The organism is Bartonella florencae (assembly GCF_000312525.1).
Classification (GTDB): domain Bacteria; phylum Pseudomonadota; class Alphaproteobacteria; order Rhizobiales; family Rhizobiaceae; genus Bartonella; species Bartonella florencae.
Genome location: NZ_HE997452.1, coordinates 386,771 through 399,283 on the forward strand (window position 1 = coordinate 386,771; position 12,513 = coordinate 399,283).

Here is a 12,513-nt window from a genome sequence, read left to right on the forward strand (position 1 = left end):
GGTTTGCTGATAAGAGGGGAACGGTTCATGGGGTGGGGGCGCGAAAGAAGGGTGCAAAACAATTTAACTAGGTATCTTTATGTTGTGGTGAAGGTGTTTTTAAAAGGAGAAAATCAAATAAAGAGTATAGAGCTTGTGTTAAATTCTCTTATGATGATGAGAACGAGCTTTTTTATCGCTAAAGAGTGATTCTAATTGTTTTGTTATAGCATTGGCAAGTTCTTCGGCATTCATGATTGTTACAGCATGTTGATAATAGCGTGTGACATCATGACCAATGCCAATGGCAATGAGCTCTATAGGTGAGTGTGTTTGGATTTCTTGAATCACTGCGCGTAAATGTTTTTCCAGATAATTGCTGGAATTAACCGATAGCGTTGAGTCATCAACAGGGGCTCCATCAGAAATGACCAAGAGAATGCGCCGTTGTTCGCGTCGTAATAAAAGGCGTTGATGCGCCCAAATTAATGCTTCTGCGTCGATATTTTCTTTTAGCAATCCTTCTTGCATCATGAGACCTAAATTGCGCCGCGCACGACGCCATGGAGTATCCGCACTTTTATAGATAATGTGACACAAATCATTCAGGCGGCCTGGGTGATGAGGCTTATTTTGTTTGAGCCATTCTTCTCGCGATTTTCCTCCTTTCCAAGTTTTGGTGGTAAAGCCTAAAATTTCAACTTTTACTCCACAGCGTTCAAGAGTTTGTGCCAAAATATCTGCACAACTTGCTGCAACCGTAATGGGGCGTCCTCGCATGGAACCCGAATTATCGATGAGCAGTGAAACAACGGTATCGCGAAATTGAGTATTGCTCTCCATTTTAAAAGAAAGAGGTTGCATGGGGTCTATAATCAGACGTGAAAGCCGTGATGTGTCGAGATATCCTTCCTCAAGATCAAAATTCCAATTGCGATTTTGTTGTGCCATAAGGCGGCGTTGTAGACGATTTGCTAAGCGCCCAACAATGTTTTGTAGATGGTTGATTTGTTTATCAAGATAACGGCGTAAATGATCTAATTCGCTTTCAGAACAAAAATCTGTCGCTTCTAGAATTTCATCAAACTCACGGGTGAAAACTTTATAATCAGTCAGTTTTTGCATTTGTTCTGAAATAGTCAAAAGATGTTTGGATTGGCTCGATTTTTTTTGCCAAGCATCACTTTCTTGCTCTTCTTCATCTTTATCATTGTCGTTTGATTTTGTTGCTTGGGTTTTGCCTTTGTCTTGCACATCACTTTCTTGTTCAGTAGTTGTTTGTTCTTCACTCTTCTCGTGTTTTTGGTGTTGGTTTTCTTTTTCTTCTGGGTTTTGAGGCTCACACCCATCTTTTGATTTTTTATTGTTTTCACTTTCAGAGATTTCTTCAAGTTGAACTGCCATTTTGAGTGTAAAAAGCATTTGACGAACAATCCGCGCAAACGCTTGTTGGTCGTGAATATGCTGTGTTAATTCATTCAGCTGCGTGGCGGCTTTTTGTTCAATTTCTTGACGCCATAATTCTAAGACAGGTCCTGCTTCTTGTGGGGGAGGGCGTTCTGTTATTTTTTCACGCAATAAAAGCGCAAGCGCTTCCTGAATGGGCGCTTCACTTTGGCTGCTTATCTTTTGATAATGGGCTCTTTGATATTTATCGGCAAGCATTTCATCAAGATTTTGTGCAATTCCTTCCATGCTTAAAGTGCCAATGGCTTCAACACGTGTTTGCTCAAGAGCATCAAAAATGGCACGTGCTTGCGATTCTTGTGGAGAAAATTGTGTGTGAATATGCTTATCATGCCATGCCGTACGCAAAGCCATGGAATCTCCTAATCCACGGCTAATCATGATATCTTTCTCTGTGGTATGAACAGGAAATTCCGGTAAACGCGCATAATTTTCGCTCAAAGATGCTCGATTATGACTGAAGGAAACTTCAAGGTTGGGTGTACCTGCAATGGCACGCATACAGGTGGAAAGTGCTTTTTTAAAAGCTTCAACATCAAGAGTGTTGTTGGGAGAGTCCTTTGCCGGATTTTTGTTATCACCAATATCGGTAGTCATGCGTGACAGATTCCTTAAGGCAAAACACCGTGAATGAGTGACTCGGAAAGTTCTTCTCCAAAAGCACGTTGATAAAATTCTGCAACTATAGGGCGTTCAAGTTCATCACATTTATTGAGAAAAGTAAGCCGGAAGGCAAAGCCCGCATTTTGAAAAATTTCCGTATTTTCTGCCCAAGTGATTACTGTACGTGGGCTCATGACGGTTGAAAGATCCCCATTGATAAAAGATTGACGTACCATATCAGCAACATGAACCATTTGTGAAATTGTCTTTTTTCCTTCTGTTGTTTGAAAAGATTTGACCTTTGAACAGACAATATCAACCTCTTTGTTATGGGGCAAATAATTGAGAATCGTTACAATAGACCAGCGGTCCATTTGGGCTTGATTGATTTGTTGCGTACCATGATAGAGCCCTGTTGTATCACCAAGTCCAACCGTATTTGTCGTTGCAAAAATACGAAATGCTGGGTGAGGCGTAATAACACGGCTTTGATCAAGTAAACTGAGACGTCCAGAGGCTTCAAGAACGCGTTGGATGACAAACATAACATCAGGACGACCGGCATCATATTCATCAAAAACAAGAGCAATATTGTTTTGATAACTCCATGGCAAAATACCCTCTTTAAATTCAGTAATTTGTAAGCCATCTTTTAAAACAATGGCATCTTTTCCCACTAGATCAATACGGCTCACATGACTGTCAAGGTTAATTCGGATACAAGGCCAGTTGAGACGTGCTGCAACTTGTTCAATATGCGTCGATTTCCCTGTACCATGATAACCGGAAACCATGACACGGCGGTTAAAGGCAAAACCTGCCAAAATCGCTAAAGTTGTTTGCTGGTCAAAAAGATAATCGGGATCTATATCCGGAACATGGGAGCTTTTTGTACTAAAAGCAGGAACTTTCATATCCGTATCAACATGAAACAGATCACGAGCACAGAGTGTAATATTGGGCACATTTTCTACTGTAAGATTTGTTTTTGTCATGGTTTTTCTGGAAGGGAAAGAATGCTATTTTCATTTGTTAGGAAGTGATACAAGAGTTAGAGCTCTTATGCAATGCCCTATAATGAAAGTCTTGGATAGGGAGGAGCAGATTTAGGCTTTATCATATTTTGTGAAAAAAACGATAATGCGTGTGAGAGTGAATTTGATAGGGGTAATTTCCCTTGGCATAAACTAATTTTTTAAGCACATTATAGGTGCCTATAGAAGATTATCAAAACACTTCTTTCAAAGAGCGCTTGCCACCATTGGAATCTGAATGACGTTTTTTGTCCGCTCTTTGAATTTTCTTACAGTGAAAATAAAATGAGGGTATTGGAATGTATTTTTTTAGCACAAACCAGCTTTTTTGAGCAAATTATAGGCGTGTAAAACATCGCGAAAACGCTCTTCTGAAGAGCGGTTGCCACCATTGGAATCTGGATGGTGTTTCTTTACCAGCTCTTTGTATTTTGTTTTAATATCTTCAGCGGAAGCGTTTGCTTGTAATCCTAATGTATCAAAAGCTTTTGCTTCTAAGGGTTTTAACCTTCGCAACGGATTATCGGTTGAATGACGCTTGTTAAAAATCGTAAAGGGATCACGCATACGATTTTGATAGGCCGCTGTTCCAGAGCGAATTTGTGCATAATTGGCAGCTGTTTTTTTCGATGTGCCATTGTTAAAATCGGTAGGCCATGTTGGGCGATGTCCTGTAAGGGCATCTTTTTGAAACTTTGCAATATCTTTGTCACTAAGGCCAGAGAAATAATTAAAATTCTTATTATAGGCACGTACATGCTCAATGCAAAAATGCAGATACTGGCCTTCGTGATTTCGGCCCGCTGGCGCTTTATGGGATGCTGATTTTTCACAACCTTCCCACTGGCACTTTTGCGCCTCTGATTCAGCTTTTTGTTTTTTATTAGAGCTGATTCGAATTGAATCGAATAATTTAGATGTTATTGTCATATCTTTAGATTTATGCAAAATCAATTAATTTTACAAGAATTGACTTTTGAAAAATTTATTTTCACACTTAGTTTACTCATGAAGAAAATGCTTTGCATCGTTCATTTTCTGAAGGAATAAAAATGGTTACAGCAGTTCAAACAACGATTAAGATGAAGCTTCAAGACGCGTTTCATCCACAAAAACTTGAGGTGATTAACGAGAGTCACCTGCATGAAGGACATCCACATGATGAATATGCTTTTGATGGTAAAGGGGAAACGCATTTTCGGGTGAAAATTTTGTCTTCTTCTTTTAAAGGAATGACGCGTGTAGAGATCCATCGGTCGATTTATAAAGTCTTAGAAAAAGAATTGGCAACCTGCGTTCATGCTTTAGCTTTGGAGATTGCGCCTGTTTAATTTTTCTTGTTTTATAAGAGTGTTGAGATACAAAGTATAGTTTTATAGGAATGATGCGTGTAGAAATCCATCAGGGGCTTTTATTTGGGTCTTTTAGAATGAAGCTTACAATCGATTTTCATGCTTTGGCGTGGAAGCTGTATCTCTTCCGTTTTTTCTTTTTGTAAATCTTTTAAGAACGTGGGTGTGCTTTTTGATAAATTTCCAAAAGGTGGTCTGTATCCACATGGGTATAGGCTTGGGTGGTAGAAAGGCTCGCATGACCAAGAAGTTCTTGAATAGAACGTAAATCCCCACCTCGTGATAAAAGATGGGTGGCAAAAGAATGACGCAATGTATGTGGGGTTGCTGTTTCTGGTAGACCAAGATGCGCCCGTAAGTTTCGCATAGCGCGTTGAATAATGGCTGGTTGCAGGGGGCCACCTCTCGCACCGCGGAACATTGGTTGGTTTTCTACTAAAGGATAGGGGCAGCATTTGAGATAATTCTGTATCGCTTCGTGAACAATTTTGATTAGAGGAATAAGGCGCGTTTTTTGACCTTTTCCTGTCACGTATAAACTTGTTTTTTGCGGATCAGAAAATTGTTCTGGTGTGAGGCTTAAAGCTTCTGATATTCGCATGCCACAACCATAGAGAAGTACCAAAACAGCGCTGTTACGAGCGGTGATCCATGGTTCATTTTCTTGTTGGTTTTCTTGTTTGACTAAATGCAGTGCTGACTTTACCGTTAAAGGCTTTGGCAGAGATTTTGGATGTTTTGGGGTTCTTATGAGCTGAGCTGCAGGGATACTGACAATTTCTTCGCGGGCGAGATAGCTGAAAAAAGAGCGTAAACCAGCTATGCTTCGGCTTAACGAGCGTGCACTTATATTATCCGCGCGTCGATAAGCCAAATAAGCCCGCAAATCAACAACACGCAAATTGGCGAGATCATTAAAGGTTGGTTCATGCCCCAAATGTTGACAGAGAAAAAACAAAAATTGTCGTGTATCACGTTCATAGGCTTCTACTGTTTTTACAGCCATACGACGTGTTTCTCGCAGACAGTCCAGCCAATTTTTTCTTGCTGTTAAAACAACATGGTTTGCTGGAATGAGAGGGATATTTTCGTCTTTTCTCGTGTCATCTTTTATGGGCATTTTTTAATTAAGTGTCTCTTTCTTTTTAGGTTTTTCACTCTTCTCACTTTGTAGTTGCTCTTCACTATTGGCAAGTTGCTTTTCCCCTTTGAGAGAGAGTATTTTTAGAAGATTATTCGTTGACATCAAATGTGCAAAAATCAATCCTAGGAAACCATTTTTGTGCAGCTTTGCAAGTTGGCTTGCAGAGAGTTTATTGAGTTTTTCTTCATCAACAATCCAAAAATGCTCTAATTGCGCTGAAAGACCTTTGTCATTTTTCACATTGATGGATTTTTGACTGAGAAGATCCATCTCCACAAGGGCATCAATAAATTCAGCAGTTTTTTCCATAGCGATTTTAAAGCTTTCAAGAAAACGAATCCGCTCTTCCATAAAAGGAGAAATAGAGCCATCAGAATTAAAAAGTTCTGTGCCTGCTACTTCATTAAACATGCCTGATTTTTGATCAAAGCAAACGGAAAGTTCTTTTTCATTGCTCAGTTGCGCAAGAACAAAAGGATAACGGCGGACAAAAGCCGGAACATAAGTGTTTGTTTTCCAATTTTTATCAGAGGCGATATAGTCATTCTCGTCATTAGAAAGACCAACAAGAGCAGCAGATGTATAGTGCCGTTTCTTTTGTTCATCTTCTGCACACATAAATAAAATCGGATAATCTAATGCTGCTTGAAAATATTCACTGCTTGCGAGAGGAACCCAGTGGGTATCTTTGGCAAAAGACATATCACTTGGAGGCGCAAATTTTAGATTTTTATGGGAAACTTTGTTGATCGGGGTGATATCTTTGTAAAAGAGCATAACATTTGCCATAAGACTTCTCCTTAATATAATTTGTTTAATTAATTTGCTGTTGTTACCAAAAAAGGTCTTTGGGGAAGATTGTCTCATATGGCAACAAGATTGAACAGAAAATTATGCGTGAAAGATTCGTTTGTGAGAGATAATATTTTTACATGAAGTATAATAAAAAAAAGCTTAAAAATAAAGTCTATCTTGCCATTATTGGTTCCGCTCATGGTATAAAAGGGAACGTCTTGATGAAAGTTTTTAGTGCTAAACCAGAGTCCTTAAAGACTTATGGTGTTCTTTATGATGATATGGGGCGTTGTTATGAAATTGTAACACTTTGCATGCAAAAAAATAACGCGATTGTGCATTTTAAAGGCATTGAAGATCGCAGTGCGGCGGAAAACTTAAAAGGCATTCGTTTGTATATTCACCGCGATCAATTGGTAGAGGATTTAACTGAAGATGAATTTTATCAAGTTGATTTAATTGGGCTTCATGTCCAAGATGCTGTTGGTCAGACTTTGGGTGAGGTGAGTGGTTTTTTTAATTTTGGCGCTGGTGATTTGCTTGAAATGCGTTTGAATACGGGTAAAACTGTGCTTATTCCCTTTAGCAAAGCAGCGGTGCCAGAGATTTGCCTTGCTTCTGGCTTTTTGGTTGTTGATCCAGTGGCTGCTGGTTTAAGTGATATCTGAGAAAAGAATAAATTGCCTTAAACTCTAAAATAAAGGTAAAGGCAAAGAATAAAGTAAAAAGTAAAAGGTGCGGAAATACAAAAATGCGATTCTAAGCATCTGTATGAATCCTAAAATGTTCTTGGATTTTTGGAGTTTTTTCGCAAAATAAGCAAGCGGGGAATATGGGTATTCTATACCAAAGAAATGTGGGCTTTTGCGGTGAATTGCGTATTATGGCGTTGGTGATGGCCTATGGGACTCATGCCGTTTTGGGGATAGGCCGTTTCGGGGATAGAAGGCAGAGATGAAAGAATAAGTAATGAAGTTTCATGCACGCATTTTAACACTTTATCCTGAAATGTTTCCTGGATTTCTGGGATATTCTTTAGCTGGTCAAGCTTTAGAGAAGGGAGTATGGTCTCTGGAGACAGTGCAAATTAGGGATTTTGCTTTCGATAAACACCATAGTGTTGATGATACACCGGCTGGTGGGGGGGCTGGTATGGTTATGAGGGCGGATGTGTTAGCGGCTGCACTGGACAGTTGTCCAAATGATTCGCCAAGATTGTTAATGAGTCCGCGTGGACGGCCTTTTGACCAGACTTATGCACGTTCTCTGGCGCGTGAGGCGGGAGTGACATTGGTTTGTGGGCGTTTTGAAGGTGTCGATGAACGGGTCATAGAAGCGCGGAAATTGGAAGAGATTTCCATTGGGGATTATATCCTTTCAGGAGGGGAAACAGCGTCACTGGTTCTTTTAGATGTCGTTATACGTCTTCTCCCCGGTGTTATGGGTAATGCGGATTCTGCTCAATGTGAAAGTTTCGAGAATGGTTTGCTGGAACACCCCCAATATACGCGTCCTGCTCTTTTCGAAGGACGCACTATTCCACCAGTGTTGACTTCTGGGCATCACAAAGCTATCGCCGATTGGCGACAACAACAAGCTGAACTGTTAACACGTCAACGGCGGCCTGATCTTTATGCCTGTTATGATAAAAATCGTCAGAAAACTTGATTCATGTTGTAAGGTGGTGTATGCCATGGCTCTCTTTTAAAAAAATTTTTATAGTTCCAAAATTAAAATGAAGGAATGGTGTATTCGCTCCTGTGTCATGCATAGCCTAAAGAACTTCTTTTCTGTTTATGAAAAGGCTTTTTTCGGCAAGAGTTGAGCGCTCTGACTGTTCGATAAAGAATCATGAAGGATAAAAAAATGAATATTATCGCACAGCTCGAAGCTGAACAATGTGCAAAAATTGCAGAAAAACGTCAATTGCCAGCTTTTCAACCAGGCGATACCGTGCGTGTGATGGTACGCGTGAGCGAGGGTACACGTACCCGTGTCCAAGCCTATGAAGGAATTTGTATTGCTCGTTCCGGTGGTGGGTTAAATGAGACCTTTACAGTGCGTAAGATTTCCTATGGTGAAGGTGTTGAACGTGTTTTTCCAGTATATTCTCCCCTCATTGAGGGTGTTGAGCTTGTGCGCAAAGGTAAAGTGCGTCGTGCAAAACTTTATTATCTTCGTGGTTTGAGAGGTAAAGCTGCCCGTATCGCCGAGAAGAGAGACTACCGCAAAAAGACTGAAAAACTTGCTGAAGTTGTAAAAACAACAGCTGTGCCTGCAGATACACCAGCGCCAGTTGCCGAATAAGAGCTGTGTTTGTTAAAATTTATAAAAAGCGGTTTTTTTATTCCCTGTATTTTTTGTTTTTAGTTAAAGAAGTGGCTTTGAGTATGCATAAAATGCTTCTCAAAGCCTTGGGTGCTTCGTTTTTCTTCAATTATGGCTAACTTGCACGATTTTTAAATTAAAAGAGAGTGTTGATATGCATAAATGGGTGGGAGTTTACTTGAAAAAAATAGCTATTTATATTTGAGAAATGATGTTAGACCTTTGACGTGAAGATAAAATTATATTAAATTGAAGCACGTTTTACAGCTATATAGCTGTAAAAAATCGGTTTTTTTTATGCGTGACCTTTAATCCGTTATTTGAGACAACCGACCTGTAATATTGGCATCTTGAAATGCCAAATAAGTGGAAACGATAATGCACTTGGCATTTTGTGCGAATCTTATCGCCCATGATGTGATTGCAGTAAAAGCCAGGTCAGGATATTTTATGACAGAGACAATTAGGATAAAAGAGCGCCCACGTTCCCCCCATATCAGTATTTATCGTTGGACCATTACGATGGCGATGTCTATTGCACATCGTATAACGGGGCTGGCGCTTTATTTTGGAATGCTTTTTCTTGCTCTTTGGTTGATGGCAATTGCTTGTGGAGCAGAAGCTTTTAGAGCCATTCATGAGATTTATAGCTCCGTGCCTGGGCTTTGTATCTTGTTTCTTTATACTCTTGCTGGCGTTCATCACATGGTTGGTGGAGTTCGTCATATTATTTGGGATCTGAAACCTTCCCTTTTAGCGAAAAAAAAAGCAACCATAGTGGCATGGGCAACCGTGTTTATTTCTCTTATTGTGACTCTTGCAATTTGGCTTATTGGATATAGCATTGTTTAGCTGGGGGTGGAGAGGGTTATGAAAAAAGATTTTCGAACGGAACTTGCCAAAGTACGTGGGCGTGGAAGTGCCCATGAAGGGACAGAGCATTTTTGGTTACAGCGTTTGACAGGTTTTATAAATCTACCGCTTTTGATTTTTTTTATTGTTCTTATTCTCTCACTCGTTGGAGAGGATTATAGCGTTGTGCGCGCACGGCTTGCGCATCCTGTTGTGGCTATTTTAATGGGATTGCTTACGATTTCAGTGCTTTATCATATGAAGCTTGGAATGCAGGTGGTTATTGAAGATTATATTCCGCGTGAAGGTTTCCGGATGTTCTTTCTGGCATTAAATATTTTGTTTTGTTTTGTTTTGGGAGGTATTATCATTTTTGCTCTTTTGAAAATTGCGTTAGGGGGTTAACGGATATGGCAAGTACAGTATCGTCTCTGGGCGCAAGAGCAGGCAATGCCCCTTATCGCACGGTTGATCATAAATTCGATGTTGTGGTTGTTGGGGCAGGGGGTGCAGGATTGCGCGCAACACTTGGGATGGCAGAGCAAGGATTAAAAACAGCCTGTATCACAAAAGTTTTTCCAACAAGATCACATACCGTTGCGGCGCAAGGGGGTATTGCAGCTTCGCTTTCCAATATGGGACCTGACAATTGGCAGTGGCATTTGTATGATACCGTGAAGGGATCTGATTGGTTGGGCGATACTGACGCAATGGAATATTTGGTACGTAATGCCCCTGCTGCTGTCTATGAATTAGAACATTATGGGGTGCCTTTTTCACGTACGCAAGAAGGCAAAATTTATCAACGTCCTTTTGGGGGGCATACAACACAATTTGGTGAAGGGCCACCTGTTCAGCGGACTTGTGCCGCAGCAGATCGCACAGGACATGCTATCCTGCATACACTTTATGGACAAAGCTTAAAACATAATGCCCAATTTTTTATTGAATATTTTGCACTTGATCTCATCATGACCGATGGTGTCTGTACCGGTGTGGTGGCATGGAATCTTGATGATGGTACAATACACCGTTTTTCTGCCAAGATGGTTGTTCTCGCAACTGGTGGTTATGGGCGTGCCTATTTTTCAGCAACATCGGCGCATACCTGTACGGGTGATGGGGGTGGAATGATTGCACGTGCTGGTTTGCCACTTCAGGATATGGAGTTTGTGCAATTTCATCCAACAGGCATTTATGGTTCAGGCTGTCTCATTACAGAAGGAGCACGGGGTGAAGGTGGCTATTTGATTAATTCTGAGGGCGAACGCTTTATGGAGCGCTATGCACCTTCCTTTAAGGATTTGGCTTCACGGGATTTGGTTTCACGTTGTATAACCCTTGAAATTCGCGAAGGGCGTGGTGTTGGTCCAAGAAAAGATCATATCCATTTGGTTCTTAACCACATTGATCCCGCCATATTGCATGAACGTTTACCGGGGATTTCGGAATCCGCTCGAATCTTTGCAGGGGTGGATGTGACAAAAGAACCTATCCCCATCCTTCCTACGGTTCATTATAATATGGGTGGGATTCCTACCAATTACTATGGGGAAGTTCTCAATCCAACAGCTGATTCGCCTGATCGTGTTCAACCAGGTTTGATGGCAGTGGGAGAGGCTGGATGTGCCTCTGTTCATGGTGCTAATCGTTTGGGATCAAATTCATTAATTGATCTTGTTGTGTTTGGTCGTGCCGCTGCAATTCGTGCCGGTGAAGTCATTGATCGAAATGCCGAAATTCCACCTCTTAATGAGATGGCAGTTGAGGAAATTATCGCGCGTTTTGATCGATTACGCTTTGCTCAAGGCACAACGCCAACAGCTGTCTTGCGTGAAAAAATGCAGCGCACAATGCAAGAAGATGCTTCTGTCTTTCGTACAGAAGATTCTTTGCAGCAAGGATGTCGGCGGATCAGCCAAATTTGGGATGAATTGGCTGATCTCAAAGTCACAGATCGCTCTCTGATATGGAACTCTGATTTGGTTGAAACATTAGAGCTCGAAAATCTGATGGCTAATGCCATTACCACTGTTTATTCTGCAGAAGCACGTTTGGAAAGTCGAGGTGCTCATGCCCGTGAAGATTATCCAGAGCGTGACGACAAAAATTGGCGCAAACATACACTTTCACATTTGACAAAAGAGGGGAAGGTAACTTTGTCTTATCGACCTGTTCATGTTGATCCATTAACAGCTGAGGCAGATGGTGGTATCGACTTAAAACGCATAGCACCTAAAAAGCGTGTTTACTAAGGGGAGAATGAATTATGGTACAAATTAAGCTTCCCAAAAACTCTCAAGTAAAAATGGGAAAAGTTTGGCCTAAACCTGAAGGTGCATCGCAACTGACAGAATTTCATGTTTACCGTTGGTCACCTGATGATGAAGAAAATCCTCATCTGGATACCTATTATGTGGATCGTTCTGCTTGTGGTCCTATGATCTTGGATGGGCTTTTGTTTATTAAAAACCATATTGATCCCACTTTGACACTTCGCCGATCATGTCGTGAAGGTATTTGTGGTTCCTGTGCCATGAATATTGATGGCTTCAATACGCTGGCTTGTACCAAAGGTATGGATGATGTAAAGCACCCCATTAAGGTGTATCCTTTGCCTTCCATGCCAGTGGTGAAAGATTTGGTTCCTGATTTAAAGCGCTTTTATGCGCAACATCGGGTAATTGAACCTTGGTTGCAAACCGTTTCACCTGAACCCGCTAAAGAATGGTTGCAAAGTCACTCCGATCGTCAAAAAATTGATGGTCTTTATGAATGTATTTTATGCGCCTGTTGTCAAACATCATGTCCGAGTTATTGGTGGAATGGTGATCGTTATTTGGGACCAGCAATTCTGCTGCAAGCTTATCGTTGGATTGCTGATTCACGTGATGAGATGTGTGGAGAGCGCCTTGATAATTTAGAAGATCCTTTCCGCCTTTATCGCTGCCATACGATT

Annotated in this window: 13 protein-coding genes; 8 read left to right on the plus strand and 5 right to left on the minus strand. The window is 40.9% G+C overall.

The genetic code is table 11. From position 1 onward, the window contains the following. Nucleotides 1-138 precede the first annotated feature (138 nt). The 3 genes from cobT to BN202_RS04450 form a co-directional block, all read right to left on the minus strand. Nucleotides 139-2,043 carry a cobaltochelatase subunit CobT gene (gene cobT, locus BN202_RS04440; protein WP_019219344.1) on the minus strand — a complete coding sequence of 635 codons (1,905 nt, stop codon included), beginning with the start codon at nt 2,041-2,043 and terminating at the stop codon, nt 139-141. Between the two features lie 14 nt (nt 2,044-2,057). Beyond that, complete coding sequence (cobS, locus tag BN202_RS04445) at nt 2,058-3,044, minus strand: cobaltochelatase subunit CobS (RefSeq protein WP_019219345.1); 987 nt, start codon at nt 3,042-3,044, stop codon at nt 2,058-2,060. Nucleotides 3,045-3,392: 348 nt separating this feature from the next. After that, nucleotides 3,393-4,013 carry a J domain-containing protein gene (locus BN202_RS04450; protein ID WP_019219346.1) on the minus strand — a complete coding sequence of 207 codons (621 nt, stop codon included), beginning with the start codon at nt 4,011-4,013 and terminating at the stop codon, nt 3,393-3,395. Nucleotides 4,014-4,135: 122 nt separating this feature from the next. Here BN202_RS04450 and BN202_RS04455 point away from each other — a divergent pair, with 122 nt between their 5' ends. Further along, complete coding sequence (locus BN202_RS04455) at nt 4,136-4,414, plus strand: BolA family protein (protein WP_019219347.1); 279 nt, start codon at nt 4,136-4,138, stop codon at nt 4,412-4,414. 172 nt (nt 4,415-4,586) lie between these two features. Here the strand turns inward: BN202_RS04455 and BN202_RS04460 are convergent, their stop codons facing one another. After that, nucleotides 4,587-5,555, minus strand: coding sequence for a tyrosine recombinase XerC (locus BN202_RS04460; protein WP_019219348.1), 969 nt, complete (start codon nt 5,553-5,555; stop codon nt 4,587-4,589). A 3-nt stretch (nt 5,556-5,558) separates the two neighbouring features. Continuing rightward, complete coding sequence (locus tag BN202_RS04465) at nt 5,559-6,368, minus strand: SapC family protein (protein ID WP_019219349.1); 810 nt, start codon at nt 6,366-6,368, stop codon at nt 5,559-5,561. 143 nt (nt 6,369-6,511) lie between these two features. Here BN202_RS04465 and rimM point away from each other — a divergent pair, with 143 nt between their 5' ends. The 7 genes from rimM to BN202_RS04500 all read left to right on the plus strand — a co-directional run. Further along, entirely contained in the window at nt 6,512-7,042 is a 531-nt protein-coding gene (rimM, locus tag BN202_RS04470) for a ribosome maturation factor RimM (RefSeq protein WP_019219350.1), read from the plus strand. A 301-nt stretch (nt 7,043-7,343) separates the two neighbouring features. Then, on the plus strand, nt 7,344-8,042 hold the full coding sequence (gene trmD / locus BN202_RS04475) for a tRNA (guanosine(37)-N1)-methyltransferase TrmD (RefSeq protein WP_019219351.1): 699 nt from the start codon (nt 7,344-7,346) through the stop codon (nt 8,040-8,042). A gap of 198 nt (nt 8,043-8,240) precedes the next feature. Further along, a complete protein-coding gene (gene rplS, locus BN202_RS04480) occupies nt 8,241-8,681 on the plus strand; it encodes a 50S ribosomal protein L19 (protein ID WP_019219352.1) in 441 nt (146 codons plus the stop codon). 471 nt (nt 8,682-9,152) lie between these two features. After that, nucleotides 9,153-9,554 carry a succinate dehydrogenase, cytochrome b556 subunit gene (gene sdhC, locus BN202_RS04485; protein WP_034987441.1) on the plus strand — a complete coding sequence of 134 codons (402 nt, stop codon included), beginning with the start codon at nt 9,153-9,155 and terminating at the stop codon, nt 9,552-9,554. Nucleotides 9,555-9,572: 18 nt separating this feature from the next. Next, nucleotides 9,573-9,959 carry a succinate dehydrogenase, hydrophobic membrane anchor protein gene (gene sdhD, locus BN202_RS04490; RefSeq protein WP_019219354.1) on the plus strand — a complete coding sequence of 129 codons (387 nt, stop codon included), beginning with the start codon at nt 9,573-9,575 and terminating at the stop codon, nt 9,957-9,959. A gap of 5 nt (nt 9,960-9,964) precedes the next feature. Continuing rightward, nucleotides 9,965-11,809 carry a succinate dehydrogenase flavoprotein subunit gene (sdhA, locus tag BN202_RS04495; protein ID WP_019219355.1) on the plus strand — a complete coding sequence of 615 codons (1,845 nt, stop codon included), beginning with the start codon at nt 9,965-9,967 and terminating at the stop codon, nt 11,807-11,809. Between the two features lie 14 nt (nt 11,810-11,823). After that, a partial coding sequence (locus BN202_RS04500; RefSeq protein ID WP_019219356.1) for a succinate dehydrogenase iron-sulfur subunit occupies nt 11,824-12,513 on the plus strand: 690 nt, incomplete at its 3' end.